Raw genomic sequence first — 15027 nt, forward strand, 5'->3', positions numbered from 1 at the left:
GGATAGTGCAGTCGGCAGCCCGATATTCCTGAGAAACGGGATGGATGACTCGATCGCCGCGCCGGCGCCGGTGCCGCTAGTGGCCGCGCCGGCCGCCCTGCTCGCGGTCCTGCTCGTCGATATCGGACTTCTCCGCGAAGTCGGGCTGCACGGCGAGCGCGAGCATCGCGAGCACGACGAGCGCCACGATGAACGCGATCACGAGGAAGATCAGCGACAGCACGATCTCCCGCGTCGACATGAGCACGACGAGGCCCACGAAGATCGCCAGCACACCCGAGATGATGAGCAGCTCAGCAGGACGGGTGCGGTCGCGAGGGGCGGGGGCGTTCACGTCAGGCCTTCGGCTCGGGGGCGGGGGTGGTCACGGCGTCGGAGGCGGGAGTTGCGGGGGCCGGAGCATCCGCCCACTTCTGCGACAGGGCCGCAATGATCAGGAAGACGCCGAGAATCGCCCAGTAGGCACCGAGCAGCCCGACGACGATGACGGATGCCGTGAGCTCGCGCTCCACGTCGTCGGGCCCGGTGAACGGCTGCGAGAAGTCCGGTGGGATCACCAGGAGGACGACCGCGAGGAGCACGGTGAGTGCCCCCACGAAGATGCGGTCCCGGGAGATCGGCGAGGTGCGACGGGTGCGGATGCCGAGGTAGAGCTCGATGAATCCCGACAGCACCGCCCAACCGCTCACGATGAAGACGAGGTAGGGGAGCCCTCCGCTGACGACCGCGAGCGTCGCGATTCCGGCGGCGGCGGTGAGGATGCCCTGCGCAAGCTGGAGCGTGCGCTCGAGCCCGGCCGCCGAGCGCAGCGCGAACGCCGTGATCACGGCGCCGGACGCCGCGCCGAAGATCCCGAACGTGAGGAGCCCCAGCGGCGCGGAGTGGTCGGCGGAGAAGGTCACGACGACCGCGAGGGCCACCGCGGGCACGGCGCGCAGTAGCAGGGCGATCCAAGAGCTCACGGGTTCCAGTCTAGGCGCGCCCCGTGGCCCCTCACTCGGCTCCGACGGTCCGCACTCCCTTCGCCACGAGCCAGATGCCGAGGGTCAGCTCCCACGCCGCGATGGGCAGCGCCGAGAGCGCGCCGACGGGCGACGTCTGCGTCCACAGGCCGAAGAGCACCGCGATGGAGGAGGCGAGCAGCAGGGGTGCGCCGATGAGTCCGACGAGGGGGATGACGCGGGGCACGAGCCGCGCCCGGTACAGCACGGATCCCAGCAGGAGGGCGTTCGTCGCCGACATGAAGGCCGGGCCGAGGAGGAACGCCCAGTCGTGGATCGCGACCGCGGCGGTGTCGCTCTCGTCGGCCGCGCGCAATGTCACCACCGAGAGCAGCGCGAGCACGCCCACGATGATGGTCGCCGCCTCGATCGTGCGCGAGGCCACGAAGCCGAGCGCGCGCGCTTCGCTCACGCGTCGAGTGATCGGGTAGAGGGTCACGGCGGTGCCGACGCAGGTGGCGGCGAGGGCGAGCTCGAGCACGGCGCCAGCGGCCGCTGCTCCCGTTGGCGCGCCGCCGGTGAGATAGGCGGTCTTGAGAGCGAGCGCGGGGAACGAGGTGAGGAAGGTCGCGAGATAGAGCGCTCCCGCCCAGCGGGCGAGTCGTCGGTCGTCAGTCATCGGGTGCCTTTCGAGTCAGGTGTACGGCGTACACCTGAGCTACCATAGGCGTACGCCGTACACCCGTCAAGCCGGAGGTCAGCCGTGGTCGAGCCGCACCGCAGCCCGCTGAACCGGGCGCGCGTACTCGAGGCCGCGATCGCCCTCGCCGACGAGGCCGGCCCGGATGCCCTGAGCATGAGGTCCCTCTCGGCCCGCCTCGGCGTGGTCCCGATGGCGCTGTACAAGCACGTCGCCGACAAGGACGACCTCGTCTCGGGCGTCATCGACACGGTCGTCTCGCGCTACCCCGCGCCCGACGCCGGGCTGGGGTGGCGGGAATCGGTGCGGTACCGAGTGCACGCGGCACGGGCGGCACTCGAGCGACACCCGTGGCTCCGGTCGGGCATCCTGCAGGCCACCCGCCAGTCGCCTGCAGTGCTCGCCCACCTCGACGCCGTCGCCGGCGATCTCGCCCGCGCGGGGTTCTCGTACGACCTGATCCACTACGGGATGCACGCGCTCGGGCACCGCGTGTGGGGCTTCGCGCCGGAGGCGTTCAGCCCGGCCCCGGGTGCCGCGCCTGCCCCGGCCCCCGACCCCGCGCAGCTCGCGGCTCTCGCCGCGGCCTTCCCGCACGTCGCCTCGATCGCCGCCGACTCGACCGCACGCAACCCGGCGGGGGCGTGCGACGACGACGCCGAGTTCGACTTCGGACTGGAGCTGCTGCTCGATGCCATGGAGCGGCTGCACGCCGCGGGGTGGGTGTCGCGGTAGGCAGACTCAGCAAGCGGACGTCCGGATCAGGCTGATCTCACCATGAGGAACGAAAGAACGCTCGCAGTTCCTGCGCGTAAACCTCTGGCGCTTCGCGAGGGGCGAAGTGCCCGCCCGATCCTGGATAGCTGACGGAAGTGACGTTCGCGATTCGCTCGAGCCAGGCGCGTGGCGGGGTGAGGAGGTCAGCCGGGAAGAACGAGAAGCCAGAGGGAACCTCGACCCGCCGCGAGTGCTGATCGGCCGGTATCGCGGCGTTGGCTCGGTACATGCGCATCGACGGTCCGGTGCTGTTCTCGGTCCACACCGTGGTCAGCAGGGAGAGGATCGCGTCGCGAGTGAACCCTCCCACGGGCCCGTGGCTCGAGTCGCTCCACGCGTGCAGCTTCTCGACGGTCCACGCTGCGAGACCCGCAGGGGAATCGGAGAGAGCGGCTGCGATCGTCGCGGGTTTCGTGCGGTGCATGGCGGCGTAGGCCCCCTCGCGTGCGGCCCACGCCGCAGCTGCGTCGAGGAACGCTCGTTCCTCGGCTGACAGCGTCGCCGGCTCGCCGGCGAACACGGGGATGCCGGCGTCCATGCGGTGGACCGCGACCACGTCGGCGGGATGCTCTAACGCGATGAACCGGGCGACCGAGCTGCCGATGTCTCCCCCGGCGACCGCATAGCGCTCGTAGCCCAGATCGCGCATCAGCGCAGCGAACGCGTGCGCGACGCCGATCGAATCGATCACCTGACCGGGCGCGGGGGAGAACCCGTAGCCCGGCATGTCGGGCACGACGACGTCGAACGATTCATCCGGGTCGCCGCCGTGCGAAGCGGGGTCGGCGAGCTGGTCGATCACGTCCTGGTACCGCCAGGCGGAATCCGGCCATCCGTGGCAGAGCAGAAGCGGCAGGGGAGCCCGTCCGCCCGTGCGCTCGGCGCCGCGAAGGTGGATGAACCGCAGCCGCAGCGGGGACTGCGCTCCGCACGCGACATCCGCCTCGAACCAGGGATGTCTGGCGACCTCCGCCTCCCCCTGCGCGAAGTCGAACCCGTCTGCCCAATACGCCAGCAGGCCGGTGAGGTAGGAGGGATCGGTCCCCTCGCTCCAGGCGTGCCCGAAGGACGAGAGCGCTCGACGGGTCGAGCGAAGGCGGGCACGCAGGTCGTCGACCGCTTCCGGCGCCCAGCCCGGCGTCCACGGGATGGCGGTGCCCACCACGGGTGCGCTCACAGGGCGGGTGCCGTCGTGAACGGCTCGTAGCAGTCGAAGGTCTCGTGGGCGACGACGCGTCCGTCGCGCACGGTTAGCGCGGCGGCCACGTGTGCGATCAGTTCCTGACCGGCTCGAAAGGGCCCGGCATCGACGCCGACGACGCCGCGCCATGTCGCTCGAACGGCAGCACGGTCGCCCTGGGCGATGACGTCGTGCACCTCGAACACCTGCTCGCGCAGAAGTCCCTTGCCGCGGCGGAATCCGTCGAGCGTCTGCGTCAGGTTACGCCGCGCTCCAGTCGGGACGAGCGCATTGGGGTGCTCGGTGACGATCACGTCCTGCGCGAGGATGCTGCGCAGGTCGTCTTCGGTTGACGACAGGTCGGAAACGATGCGGTAGTAGCGGCGAACAACCTCTTCCGGGTCGTCGAGGGTCCGGGTGTCCTTTGTTACTTCGGTCATGCCCACATGATTACACAACCCTAGTTGTGTAGTCTAGTCGCATGCGCCCAGAAGCACTTCCCGTTGACCCGCGCCGGCCCGACGATCTCGACACCGCGACCCTTCTTTCGCTCGCCGGTGCCGCCACAGACACTCTCATTCGTGCCGCGATACGGGAGCGCGGATTCGAGGTGACCCGAGCGCACGGATATGTGTTCCAGCGCTTACTGGCGGGTGAGCAGACAATTGGGGAGCTGGCCGCCGACCTGGGCATGACGCAGCAGGGCGCGTCGAAGCACGTCGCAGAGCTGGAACGACTGGGCTTCGTCATCCGCCGCGTGTCGAGCAACGATCGGCGCGCGCGCGTCGTCGCGCTCACGGACGCCGGACGCGCTGTCATCGATGCGGCCCGCGTCGCACGACGCGACTTCGATGACCGCCTGCGATCTGTTCTCGGCAGCGACGATGTCGCCGCGCTGCGCCGAGCCCTCGGCGGCCTGCTCGACGATGTCGGCGTGTCCGCTCGCATCGCCGATCGGAGCATCCCGTGGAGCGAGTGATCGCCGAGCGCGGCCGAATCGCTCTCCGTCCGCTCGACATCGCCGACGGCCCGTCTCTCGCGAACGCCTACCGCCGCAACCGCGAAGCGCTGGCACCGTGGGAACCACTCCGCGACGACGGATTCTTCAGCGATGACGGGCAGGGCGCGGCTTTTGACCGGCGTCTCGCAGCGCGAGCCGCGGGCGCTGCTTTCCCGTACGTCATGGTGCGCGCGGACCGCATCGTCGGCCTGCTCAATCTCAGCGCCGTGGAACACGGTGCGTTCTCCAGCGGTCGGCTCGGGTACTGGGTCGATGAGGACGAGCGCGGGCGAGGGCTCGCGCGCTGGGCTGTGGGCGAGGTTGTTCGCGAGGCGCGCGAAGAGCATGGCCTCCACCGACTGGAGGCGGCGACGCTCGTGCACAACCGTGCGTCGCAGCGCGTGCTCGAAGGGAACCTGTTTACGCCTATCGGTCTCGCGCGGGACTATCTGAAAATCGCCGGACGCTGGCAGGACCACGTCCTCTATCAACGCATCCTCCGGACCGACGCCTGAGTCGAGGGACGTGATATCGGAATCGCCTGCGATCAGCCGGATTTCAGACGGCTGCTGCTTATCCCGGCGCCATGTCGCTGAACCGCGAGAAGTGCCCGTGGAATGCGACGGTGATCGTGCGAGTGGGTCCGTTGCGGTGCTTGGCGACGATGAGGTCGGCCTCGCCCGCGCGAGCGTTGTCGGCCTCGTAGGCGCTCTCGCGGTGCAGCAGGATGACCATGTCGGCGTCCTGCTCGATCGAGCCCGATTCGCGCAGGTCGGAGAGTGCGGGCTTCTTGTCGGCGCGCTGCTCGGGGCCACGGTTCAGCTGCGAGATCGCGATGACCGGCACCTCGAGCTCCTTCGCGAGGAGCTTGAGCGCACGCGAGAACTCCGAGACCTCCTGCTGACGCGACTCGACCTTCTTGCCGCTCGTCATGAGCTGCAGGTAGTCGATGACGACCATCTTGAGGCCGACGCGCTGCTTGAGCCGCCGCGCCTTCGCGCGGATCTCCACGAGCGTCATGTTGGGGCTGTCATCGATGTAGAGCGGAGCGTCGTTGATGCGGCCGCGCGTCTGGGCGATCGTCGTCCAGTCGTTGGCGTGCACGGTTCCCTTGCGCATGTGCTGGAGGGGAACGGATGCCTCGGCCGACAGCAACCGCATCGCGATCTCACTGCGGCCCATCTCGAGGGAGAACACGATCGTCGGCAGGTCGTGCTTGATGGCTGCCGACCGCGCGATGTCGAGGCCGAGCGTCGACTTACCGATGGCGGGACGGGCGGCGATGATGATCATCTGCCCGGGGTGCAGTCCGTTGGTGAGCTCGTCGAGCTCGGTGAACCCCGTGGGCACGCCGACCATCTGCCCGTCGCGACCGCGGGCCGCCTCGATCTCGTCGATCGCCGAGGTGACGGCCTCGGTGAGCGGGACGTAGTCCTCGCTCTCGACGCCGCCGGTGACGCTGTAGATCTCGGCCTGCGCGTTGTTGACGAGGTCGACGACCTCGCCCTCGCTCGCGTAGCCCATCTGCACGATGCGAGTGCCTGCCTCGACGAGGCGGCGCAGCACGGCCTTCTCGGCGACGATCGTCGCGTAGAAGCCGGCATTGGCGGCGGTCGGCACGAGCGCGGTGAGCGTGTGGAGGTACTCGGCACCCCCGGCGCGGCCGAGCTGGCCCGTCTTGGTGAGCTCGTCGGTGACGGCGATGACGTCAGTCGGCTCGCCGTGCGAGTACAGCGTGAGGATCGCGTCGAAGATCGTCTCGTGCTTGGGGATGTAGAAGTCGACCGCGCGCACTGTCTCGATGACGTCGGCAACGGCATCCTTGCTCAGGAGCATGCCGCCGATCGCGCTCTGCTCGGCGAGCAGGTCGTGCGGCGGGACGCGGTCGCCGCGGGCCGGACCGGAGTCGCCGGCCGGTCGCGCATCGCCCGCGAGCCCCAAGTGAGCAATGGACATTCGACCCCTCCCGATGGATGACGCTACGCCCCAGTTGTAAGCGCACCCGCCGACACTCCGCGCCCCGCCCGAGCGACCCGCGACTCGGCCGGCGACTGAGACTGGACCACGATAGGGATGCCCCCCGCCCGGGTCCAACTGGGCCTGTGGATGACGCTGTGGGCAATCTGCACGAAACGCCGGGACTGATGTGGGGAAACTGTGCATCCATCTGTGCATAACTGTGGATGATCGTGCAGTTACCGCGCCTTGATCAGCACTTTCCCTATCCTCACCATGTGTGTAGAAACATGTTTAGACTTCCGGTTGAGACTTCCCCGTTTGTGCTGGTTCCTGTGCATAAAGGTGCGGGAAAAGGCCCGAATCGCTCCCCTCGGGCTCTTGACATTTCCCCATTAAGCAGCGATAGCGGCGAGCCCGCAGGCCCGCCGCTATCGAGAGGTCGCGCTACTTGGCGGCGACGACCTGGAGGGTGATGGTCGCGACGATGTCGTCACGGAGGCGAACGGTCGCCTCGTGCTCGCCGGTCGCCTTGATCGGGCTGGTGATCTCGATCTTGCGCTTGTCGAGCTCGCCGAGGCCGGCGGCCGCAACGGCCTCCGCGACGTCGGCGGTCTTGACCGAACCGAACAGGCGACCGCCCTGGCCGGCCTTGACCGTGAGCTTCACGGTCGTGGCCTGCAGGCGGGCCTTGAGGTCCTGCGCCTCCTCGAGCGTGGCGTGCTCGCGCGCGGCGCGGGCAGCCTTGATCTGCTCGATCTGCTTCTCTCCGCCCCGCGTCCACGCCACGGCGAAGCCCTGGGGGATGAGGTAGTTGCGGGCGAAGCCGTTCTTGACGTCGACGACGTCACCGGGGGCACCGAGACCGGTGACCTCGTGCGTGAGGATCAGCTTGGACATGTCGATACTCCTTTAACGGCCCGAGCCCGCGTACGGGAGGAGAGCCATCTCGCGGGCGTTCTTGACGGCCGTCGCGATGAGGCGCTGCTCCTGCACGGAGACACCGGTGATGCGGCGAGCGCGGATCTTGCCCCGCTCGGAGATGAACTTACGAAGCGTGGCGACATCCTTGTAGTCGATGACGCCGACGCGGATCGCCTTGGCCGGAGCGGCGTTCTTGCCGTCCTTGCCCTTGCGGATGGGCTTGCGGCGGTCGCCGCTGCTCTTTCCTGCCATTGTGTTGTGTCCTTAGAAAAGTTGTCGGATGCCTAGAAAGGCGTCTCGTCGGAGTAGCTGCCGGGAGTGTTCCAGACGTCGCCCGAGCTGTCGGGGGCGCTGGCCGCCCACGGCTCCTCGGCGACCTGACCGCCCCCGCGGGGGGCGCCACCGTCGCGCGACGATGCGGCGCGCGTCACCTGGGCGGTCGCGTAGCGCAGGCTGGGGCCGATCTCGTCGACCTCGAGCTCGATGCTCGTGCGCTTCTCGCCCTCTTTCGTCTCGTACGACCGCTGCTTGAGGCGGCCGGTCGCGATGACGCGGCTGCCCTTCGTCAGCGAGCCCGCGACGTGCTCCGCGAACTCGCGCCAGCAGGACGCGCGGAGGAACAGCGCCTCGCCGTCCTTCCAGTCGTTCGTCGCACGGTCGAAGTTGCGGGGGGTCGACGCGATGGTGAAGTTGGCGACCGCAAGCCCGGACTGCGTGTAGCGCAGCTCGGGGTCACTCGTGAGGTTGCCCACGACGGTGATGATGGTCTCGCCGGCCATGGCTTACTCGGCGTCCTTGGCGGCGGCTGCGGCGGGAGCGGTACCCTTACGGGCGGCCTTCTCGTCCGCGAGCTTCTTGGCGGCGGCGACCTGGGCGAATCCGGCCTCGGCCCGCAGCACCTTGGTGCGCATGACGGCCTCGGACAGCTTCAGCTGACGGTCGAGCTCCTGGGTCGCGGCCGAGGTCGCCGTGAAGTTGACGACGGCGTAGATGCCCTCGGACTTCTTGTTGATCTCGTAGGCCAGGCGACGGCGTCCCCAGATGTCCACGTTGTCGATGGAACCACCATCGGTGCGGATCACGTTGAGGAACTTGTCCAGGCTGGGAGCCACGGTGCGCTCATCGATCTCGGGATCGAGGATGACCATGAGTTCGTACTGGTGCGTCACAAACCCACCTCCTTCGGACTAGAACGGTTGCAGACGGTCTGCAACAGGAGGGTGTAGACGGTCGTCCGGCGTGCGGACAACCTGTCTAGTGTAGGCACTCAGGACCGCGAGCGCCACCACTCGAGCAGTCGCCGCTCCGCTTCGTCCTCGCCGAGGGGCCCTTCGTCGAGTCGGAGATCGAGCAGGAACTTGTACGCCGCCCCCACTTCCGGACCCGGCGAGAGGCCCAGCACCTGCATGATGCGCTGCCCGTCGAGCTCCGGACGCACGGCGGCGAGGCCCTCCGCCTCCGCGATCGCCGCGATGCGCTCCTCGAGGTCGTCGTACGCGAACGAGAGTCGGTCGGCCTTGCGCACGTTGCGGGTCGTGACATCCGCGCGGGTGAGGATGTGCAGCCACTCGAGGAGGTCGCCGGCGTCGCGCACGTACCGGCGCACCGCCGAGTCGGTCCACGCGCCGTCGGTGTAGCCGAAGAACCGCAAGTGCAGTTCGACGAGGCGCGACACCGCAGCGATCGTGTCGTTCGGCATCCGGAGGGCCTTGAGCCGCTTGGCCGCGAGCTTGGCGCCGACGACGTCGTGGTGGTGGAAGGTGACGACACCCCCCGCTTCGATGCGTCGCGTCGCGGGCTTGCCGATGTCGTGCAGCAGCGCCGCGAGTCGCAGCACCAGCGAGGGGGAGTGCCCCCGCGACTTCTCGAGGTCGATCGCCTGAGACAGCACGGTGAGGGAGTGCTCGTAGACGTCCTTGTGGTGCGCGTGCTCGTCGCGCTCGAGCCGGAGCGCCGGTACCTCCGGCAGGACGAGCTGCGCGAGGCCGGTGTCGACGAGAAGCCGGATGCCCGGAGCCGGGTCATCCGTCAGCAGCAGCTTCGACAGCTCCTCGCTCACTCGCTCGACACTCACGATCTCGATCCGCGGCGCGAGCTCCGTCATGGCCGCGACGGTCTCGGGGGCGACGGTGAACCCGAGCTGCGAGGAGAACCGGGCGGCGCGCAGCATCCGGAGCGGGTCGTCGCCGAACGAGACCTCCGGCGGTCCGGGGGTCGTGATCGTGCGGGACATGAGGTGCTCGAACCCGCCCCAGGGGTCGACCAGCCGGCGGTCGGGCAGGCTGAGCGCCATGGCGTTGACGGTGAAATCGCGCCTCACGAGGTCGCCCTCGAGGGAGTCGCCGAACTCGACGACCGGCTTGCGGCTCGCCCCGTCGTAGCTGTCGGCGCGGTACGTGGTGATCTCGACGGTCGTGCCGCCGATGCGGGCCGCGATCGTGCCGAACTCCCGACCGACGTCCCACTGCGCGTCGGAGATGGGGGTCACGAGGTCGAGGATCTCGTCGGGGCGCGCATCGGTCGTGAAGTCGAGGTCGTTGACCGGTCGACCGAGGAAGGCGTCGCGCACGGGCCCCCCCACGAGGGCGAGTTGGCGACCGGCGCCGGCGAAGGCCTCCGCGAGCCGGGCGACGGGCGCGGAATCGGCGATCCCGCCGAGTCGCTCGATGGCGGTCGCGACGCTCTCCATGGTCATCAAGCTTGGCACACGCCTCCCGCTGGCCCCCGGCGCCGGTCGCCGCGCGACGGGCGCGGGCCGAGCCGCCTCCCAGGCCCGACGGAATAGACTTCTCGCCATGCTGGCCGCGCGAGTACTCCGGGGTGCCGCGGCGCTTTTCCTCGCGGCGGGAGTCAGCGTCGCGACCGCAGTCGCACCGTCCGCCCGCGCCGCCGATCCCGGCCCCGTGGAGCTCGCGATCATCGCCCCCATTGTCGCCCCGCCCGGCTCGACCGGTCTCATCCCGGCCGATCTGCTCGAGCAGTACACCTCCCCTACGGGACTGCTCACCCGGCAGCTCGATGCCGTCGCCGGCCGACCGGTGACCCTCGCGATCGACCCGATGATCCTCGTCTCGATCCGACTGCTCGGCTCGACGGCGTCCGAGCCGGTGAGCGCGTGGCTGGCCCGGCTCGAGGCCGTCTCCAACGAGAGCTTCCTGCTGCCGTACGCCGACTCCGATGTGACCCTCGCCACCCAGGCGGGCAGTAGCGCGGTGCTCGCCCCCCGGTCGCTCGACTTCGCCATCGATCCGACGCTGTTCGGGCCGTCGGCCGAGCCCACCGCGGAGCCGACCGCCGACCCCGACATGCCCGCCCTCCCGACGGGCGACGAGCTGCTCGAGTGGGACAGCGCGTTCCCCGACCTCGTGTGGCCGCGCGCCGCCTCCGTGGTGGGGAGCGACCTCGGCGTGCTCGCGGCGAGCGGGTTCGGCACGGTCATCCTGTCGTCCGGCAACGTGTCGCGGGATGCCCGGCTCGGCCCCGCCGTCGACGTGGCGGGCACCTCCGCGATCGTGACCGACGACACCGTATCGGCGGCCCTCGACGCGGCCGCCTCGACGCTCATCCCCGACGACCTCCCCGCCGCCCTCGGCGCGCTGCGGTCGGCGATCGCCCAAGCCGGCGCCGTGCAGGACGGTCAGGCCGCCGTGGTCGCCTCCCTCGACCGTTCGGTCCCACTCACCGGCAACAGCGTCGCGGCCACGATCGCGGCGCTCGAGTCCGACGCGGCGGTGAGCCTCGTGCCGCTCAGCACCGCGGCGTCCGGGTCGACCACGGGAGGAGCATCCCTCGTCGACTCCCCGCAACCGGCCGACCGGGTCGCGGTCGTGGCTCGACTGCTCCAGGCCGATGCCGCCGAGGAGCGCTTCGCGACCATCGTGGAGGACCCGACCACGATCACGTCGCCCCGACGGCTCGCCCTGCTCGGCCTCCTCGCGACCGGCTGGGAGGACAACCCGACAGGCTGGCAGACGGCGACGGACGAGTTCCTCGAGGCATCGACCGACCTGCTCGGGGCGGTCCAGATCGTCACGACCAGCAACTTCACCCTGCTCGCCGACAGCGCGACCCTGCCGATCCCGGTGCGCAACGACCTCGGGCAGTCCGTGACGGTGTACGTCACCGTGCGGCCGGAGACCGCCCAGCTCGCGGTCACCGACACGCTCGTCGCGGTGACGATCGAACCGAACGCCCAAGCGCGGGCGCAGGTGCCGGTGCAGGCGATCTCCAACGGCACCGTGCAAGTGCTCATCACCCTCACGAGCACGGCCGGAGTGGCGATCGGCGCTCCCGCCGTCGCCGAGATCAATGTGCAGGCAGGGTGGGAGACGCCCATCGTGCTCGTGATCGCCGGCATCGTCGTGCTCGTGTTCGGCATCGGAATCGTGCGCAACATCCTCCGTCGGCGGCGCGCGCGCTCGGCCGAGTCCGAGAGCGCAACCGACGGCGGCCCCGCCCCCGAGGCCCCGGAGTCCGATGGCTGACGGCGGAGTGGGTCGCGCAAGCGCGCTCCTCGCCTCCGGCACCCTCGTATCGCGGGTGCTCGGCTTCGTCAACGCGATCGTGCTCGCCGGCGCCATCGGCTACATCGGTGCGGCAGCCGACGGATTCACGCTCGCAACGCAGATCCCGAACAGCATCTACGCGCTCATCGCCGGCGGCCTCCTCAGCGCCGTGCTCGTACCGCAGATCGTGCGCGCGGCCGTCCACGAGGACGGCGGCCAGCAGTTCATCAACCGCCTCGTCACCCTCGGCGTCGTGCTCTTCCTGCTCGTCACGATTGCAGCGACCCTCGCCTCGCCGCTCCTCGTCGACCTCTACGCGCAGTCGGGCGAGCGCGGATTCACCGAGAGCGGCATCGCCCTCGCGGTCGCCCTCTCCTACTGGTGCCTGCCGCAGATCTTCTTCTACTCGCTCTACAGCCTCCTCGGTAACGTGCTCAACGCCCGCAACGTGTTCGGGCCGTTCACGTGGGCACCCGCGCTGAACAACGTCATCGCCATCGCGGGCATCGGGGTGTTCATCCTCGTCTTCGGGCCGGACCCCGCGCACCGCGACGCGTCGACCTGGACTCCCGGGATGATCGCGCTCCTCGGTGGCACCGCGACGCTGGGTATCGCGGCGCAAGCCCTCGTGCTTACACTCTTCTGGCGGCGGGCGGGACTCACCTTCCGACCCGACTTCCGGTGGAGAGGAGTGGGGCTCGGCCGTGTCGGCAGCGCGGGGGCGTGGGTCTTCGGCATGATCCTCATCACCCAGCTCGCGGCGATCGTCGAGACTCGCGTCGCGACCCTCGCGACGGGGAGCGCCTCGCTCGGCGTGCTCAAGTATGCGTGGCTCGTCTTCATGCTGCCGCACTCGATCGTCACGGTCTCGATCACGACCGCGTACTTCACGCGCATGAGCGCTCACGCGCGCGACGGCCGCCTCGACGACGTGCGCAGCGACCTCTCGTCGGCCTTGCGCGCGATCCTCCTCATCATGGTCTTCGCGACGGTCGGGCTCGCGGTGCTGTCGTTCCCGTTCAGCGCGGTCTTCGGAGGCCGGTTCGAGGATGTCGCCGCCCTCGCGGCCGTCATCGTCGCCTACCTGCTCGGCCTCATCCCCTTCACCGTCGTCTTCCTCATGCAGCGGGTCTTCTACTCGCTCGACGACACCCGCACCGTGTTCTTCCTCCAGGTCGTGCACTCCGCGACCTTCGTCGTCGGCGTGCTGCTCGTCGCGATGGCTCCCACCACGGTCATCGCGATCGGCATCGCCGTGTGCATGAGCCTCGCGTCACTGCTGCAGATGGTCGTCTACGCGATCTTGCTGCGTCCGCGCATCGGCGGCCTGGATGCCCGGCACGTCGGCACCCGGTTCGTGCAGTACCTCGCGTCCGCCCTGCTCGCGGGCGGCGTCGGCGCCGCGGTCACCTGGGCTCTCGGGGCGTATACGGACGGCGGATTCGGCTCGTCGTCGCGAGTGGGGGGCATCCTGACCATGATCGCGGCCGGGCTCGCGATGGCCGTCGTGTACTTCGGCGTGCTGTGGATCATCCGCAACCCGGAGCTGCGGTCGTTCGCCGCACCCATCCGCGCCCGCCTGGGGCGCCGAACAACGGAATAGCCGGCGGCTACCATGTGTTGTACCGGCTGGGACTAGTGAGGGAGCCAGGCGACATGCGCCACGTCATCATCATCGGATCGGGACCTGCCGGGTACACGGCAGCGATCTATGCTGCCCGGGCGAGCCTCAAGCCGCTGCTGATCGCGAGCTCCGTCGAGGCAGGCGGAGAGCTCATGAAGACCACCGAGGTGGAGAACTACCCGGGCTTCGCGGAGGGCATCCAGGGGCCGGAGCTCATGGCCCAGATGCTCGCCCAGGCCGAGAAGTTCGGCACCGAGGTCGTCTACGACGATGTCGTGAAGCTCGAGCTCGAGGGCGACGTCAAGCGCGTGCACCTCGGCAACGGAGACGTGCACGAGGCACTCACGGTCATCTTCGCGACGGGGTCCGCGTACCGCAAGCTCGGCATCGAGGACGAGACGCGGCTGAGCGGCCACGGGGTCTCGTGGTGTGCCACGTGCGACGGGTTCTTCTTCCGCCAGAAGACGATCGCGGTCGTGGGAGGCGGCGACTCGGCGATGGAGGAGGCGACCTTCCTCACGAAGTTCGCCGACAAGGTCTACGTCGTGCACCGCAAGGACGAGCTGCGCGCCTCGAAGGCGATGCAGGAGCGCGCCTTCGCCGACCCGAAGATCGAGTTCCTCTGGAACAACGAGGTCAAGCACATCTACGGCGACGAGCTCGTCACCGGCATCGGCATCGTCAATACGGTGGATGGCTCGGAGCGCACGATCGACCTGAGCGGACTGTTCGTGGCGATCGGCGCCGACCCCCGCACGCACCTCGTGCACGGCCAGCTCGAGCTCAACCCGGACGGCACGGTCAAGGTCGACGGCCGCTCGTCGCGCACGAACATCCCGGGCGTCTTCGCCGCGGGCGACGTGATCGACCCCACCTACCGTCAGGCGGTGACCGCCGCCGGCTCCGGCACGGTCGCGGCCCTCGACGCCGAGCACTACCTCGCGGCGCTCCCCAAGGAGACGCTGGCCCGCGCCACCGCCGAGCCGGCCGCCGTCTGAGACCATCCAGACCACAGAGAGAAGGAAAGCAATGTCTAACGCCAAGGACGTCACCGACGCCACGTTCGCGGACGAGGTTCTCAACTCGCCCGACACCATCATGGTCGACTTCTGGGCGGAGTGGTGCGGCCCGTGTCGCGCGGTCTCCCCGATCCTCGACCAGATCGCGCAGGAGAACTCCGACAAGATCAAGATCGTCAAGCTCAACGTCGACGACAACCCGCAGATGGCGATGAAGTACCAGATCACCTCCATCCCGGCGATGAAGGTCTTCCGCGGCGGCGAGGTCGTCAAGACCGTCATCGGCGCCAAGCCCAAGCCGGCCCTCGAGGCCGACCTCGCGGAGTTCCTGGCATAACCAATCCGCAGACTCTGGCCCCGTCCCCTTCTAGGGGGCGGGGCTTTCTGCGTTTAGCTGGCTA

Annotated in this window: 18 protein-coding genes; 7 read left to right on the forward strand and 11 right to left on the reverse strand. The window is 69.2% G+C overall.

Annotated features, from left to right (window positions below):
- Positions 1–76: 76 nt before the first annotated feature.
- The 3 genes from Q5716_RS13000 to Q5716_RS13010 are packed head-to-tail and all read right to left on the reverse strand — an operon-like array spanning position 77 to position 1620.
- Positions 77–334: a hypothetical protein gene (locus Q5716_RS13000; protein ID WP_305003579.1), complete on the reverse strand. Its 258-nt coding sequence runs from the start codon at positions 332–334 to the stop codon at positions 77–79.
- A gap of 1 nt (position 335) precedes the next feature.
- Positions 336–962 (reverse strand): DUF308 domain-containing protein, encoded by a 627-nt coding sequence (locus tag Q5716_RS13005; protein ID WP_305003580.1) that lies wholly within the window; start codon positions 960–962, stop codon positions 336–338.
- A gap of 31 nt (positions 963–993) precedes the next feature.
- Positions 994–1620: a DUF4386 domain-containing protein gene (locus tag Q5716_RS13010; protein WP_305003581.1), complete on the reverse strand. Its 627-nt coding sequence runs from the start codon at positions 1618–1620 to the stop codon at positions 994–996.
- An 84-nt stretch (positions 1621–1704) separates the two neighbouring features.
- On the opposite strand from Q5716_RS13010, the gene Q5716_RS13015 reads away from it, so the two are divergent.
- A complete protein-coding gene (locus tag Q5716_RS13015; RefSeq protein WP_305003582.1) occupies positions 1705–2376 on the forward strand; it encodes a TetR/AcrR family transcriptional regulator in 672 nt (223 codons plus the stop codon).
- A 37-nt stretch (positions 2377–2413) separates the two neighbouring features.
- Here the strand turns inward: Q5716_RS13015 and Q5716_RS13020 are convergent, their stop codons facing one another.
- Positions 2414–3595, reverse strand: a complete 1182-nt coding sequence (locus Q5716_RS13020) for an epoxide hydrolase family protein (RefSeq protein ID WP_305003583.1) — start codon at positions 3593–3595, stop codon at positions 2414–2416.
- Positions 3592–4038 (reverse strand): nuclear transport factor 2 family protein, encoded by a 447-nt coding sequence (locus tag Q5716_RS13025; RefSeq protein WP_305003584.1) that lies wholly within the window; start codon positions 4036–4038, stop codon positions 3592–3594. Before Q5716_RS13025 ends, Q5716_RS13020 begins: the two co-directional genes overlap by 4 nt.
- Before the next feature lie 41 nt (positions 4039–4079).
- Between Q5716_RS13025 and Q5716_RS13030 the strand changes: the two genes are divergently transcribed.
- Both Q5716_RS13030 and Q5716_RS13035 read left to right on the forward strand, forming a co-directional pair.
- A complete protein-coding gene (locus tag Q5716_RS13030) occupies positions 4080–4577 on the forward strand; it encodes a MarR family winged helix-turn-helix transcriptional regulator (RefSeq protein WP_305003585.1) in 498 nt (165 codons plus the stop codon).
- Complete coding sequence (locus tag Q5716_RS13035) at positions 4565–5113, forward strand: GNAT family N-acetyltransferase (protein WP_305003586.1); 549 nt, start codon at positions 4565–4567, stop codon at positions 5111–5113. Before Q5716_RS13030 ends, Q5716_RS13035 begins: the two co-directional genes overlap by 13 nt.
- 58 nt (positions 5114–5171) lie before the next feature.
- Here Q5716_RS13035 and dnaB read toward each other — a convergent pair whose 3' ends face one another.
- The 6 genes from dnaB to Q5716_RS13065 form a co-directional block, all read right to left on the reverse strand.
- Positions 5172–6554 (reverse strand): replicative DNA helicase, encoded by a 1383-nt coding sequence (dnaB, locus tag Q5716_RS13040; protein WP_305003587.1) that lies wholly within the window; start codon positions 6552–6554, stop codon positions 5172–5174.
- Positions 6555–7001: 447 nt separating this feature from the next.
- Entirely contained in the window at positions 7002–7454 is a 453-nt protein-coding gene (gene rplI / locus Q5716_RS13045; protein ID WP_305003588.1) for a 50S ribosomal protein L9, read from the reverse strand.
- Between the two features lie 12 nt (positions 7455–7466).
- Positions 7467–7730, reverse strand: coding sequence for a 30S ribosomal protein S18 (gene rpsR, locus Q5716_RS13050; RefSeq protein ID WP_097061567.1), 264 nt, complete (start codon positions 7728–7730; stop codon positions 7467–7469).
- 32 nt (positions 7731–7762) lie between these two features.
- Entirely contained in the window at positions 7763–8257 is a 495-nt protein-coding gene (locus tag Q5716_RS13055) for a single-stranded DNA-binding protein (RefSeq protein WP_305003589.1), read from the reverse strand.
- Positions 8258–8260: 3 nt separating this feature from the next.
- Complete coding sequence (gene rpsF / locus Q5716_RS13060) at positions 8261–8647, reverse strand: 30S ribosomal protein S6 (protein ID WP_305003590.1); 387 nt, start codon at positions 8645–8647, stop codon at positions 8261–8263.
- Positions 8648–8745: 98 nt separating this feature from the next.
- Positions 8746–10167, reverse strand: a complete 1422-nt coding sequence (locus Q5716_RS13065) for a CCA tRNA nucleotidyltransferase (protein ID WP_305003591.1) — start codon at positions 10165–10167, stop codon at positions 8746–8748.
- 106 nt (positions 10168–10273) lie between these two features.
- Here Q5716_RS13065 and Q5716_RS13070 point away from each other — a divergent pair, with 106 nt between their 5' ends.
- Genes Q5716_RS13070 through trxA form a run of 4 tightly spaced genes read left to right on the forward strand, consistent with a single transcriptional unit; the run spans position 10274 to position 14963 of the window.
- Complete coding sequence (locus tag Q5716_RS13070) at positions 10274–11962, forward strand: DUF6049 family protein (RefSeq protein ID WP_305003592.1); 1689 nt, start codon at positions 10274–10276, stop codon at positions 11960–11962.
- The gene (gene murJ, locus Q5716_RS13075; RefSeq protein WP_305003593.1) at positions 11955–13586 is read left to right on the forward strand and encodes a murein biosynthesis integral membrane protein MurJ; all 1632 of its coding nucleotides are present in this window, start codon (positions 11955–11957) and stop codon (positions 13584–13586) included. Before Q5716_RS13070 ends, murJ begins: the two co-directional genes overlap by 8 nt.
- Before the next feature lie 53 nt (positions 13587–13639).
- A complete protein-coding gene (gene trxB / locus Q5716_RS13080; protein ID WP_305003594.1) occupies positions 13640–14605 on the forward strand; it encodes a thioredoxin-disulfide reductase in 966 nt (321 codons plus the stop codon).
- A 31-nt stretch (positions 14606–14636) separates the two neighbouring features.
- Positions 14637–14963, forward strand: a complete 327-nt coding sequence (gene trxA / locus Q5716_RS13085) for a thioredoxin (protein WP_305003595.1) — start codon at positions 14637–14639, stop codon at positions 14961–14963.
- Positions 14964–15027 lie beyond the last annotated feature (64 nt).

The organism is Antiquaquibacter soli (assembly GCF_030580675.1).
Lineage (GTDB): Bacteria > Actinomycetota > Actinomycetes > Actinomycetales > Microbacteriaceae > Rhodoglobus > Rhodoglobus soli.

Coding starts and splice junctions, on each gene's coding strand:
- Q5716_RS13055 (WP_305003589.1), bottom strand. CDS start 8,257: ATGGCCGGCGAGACCATCATCACCGTCGTGGGCAACCTCACGAGTGAC.
- Q5716_RS13065 (WP_305003591.1), bottom strand. CDS start 10,167: ATGGAGAGCGTCGCGACCGCCATCGAGCGACTCGGCGGGATCGCCGAT.
- rpsR (WP_097061567.1), bottom strand. CDS start 7,730: ATGGCAGGAAAGAGCAGCGGCGACCGCCGCAAGCCCATCCGCAAGGGC.
- trxB (WP_305003594.1), top strand. CDS start 13,640: ATGCGCCACGTCATCATCATCGGATCGGGACCTGCCGGGTACACGGCA.
- Q5716_RS13010 (WP_305003581.1), bottom strand. CDS start 1,620: ATGACTGACGACCGACGACTCGCCCGCTGGGCGGGAGCGCTCTATCTC.
- Q5716_RS13030 (WP_305003585.1), top strand. CDS start 4,080: ATGCGCCCAGAAGCACTTCCCGTTGACCCGCGCCGGCCCGACGATCTC.
- murJ (WP_305003593.1), top strand. CDS start 11,955: ATGGCTGACGGCGGAGTGGGTCGCGCAAGCGCGCTCCTCGCCTCCGGC.
- trxA (WP_305003595.1), top strand. CDS start 14,637: ATGTCTAACGCCAAGGACGTCACCGACGCCACGTTCGCGGACGAGGTT.
- dnaB (WP_305003587.1), bottom strand. CDS start 6,554: ATGTCCATTGCTCACTTGGGGCTCGCGGGCGATGCGCGACCGGCCGGC.
- Q5716_RS13025 (WP_305003584.1), bottom strand. CDS start 4,038: ATGACCGAAGTAACAAAGGACACCCGGACCCTCGACGACCCGGAAGAG.
- rplI (WP_305003588.1), bottom strand. CDS start 7,454: ATGTCCAAGCTGATCCTCACGCACGAGGTCACCGGTCTCGGTGCCCCC.
- Q5716_RS13070 (WP_305003592.1), top strand. CDS start 10,274: ATGCTGGCCGCGCGAGTACTCCGGGGTGCCGCGGCGCTTTTCCTCGCG.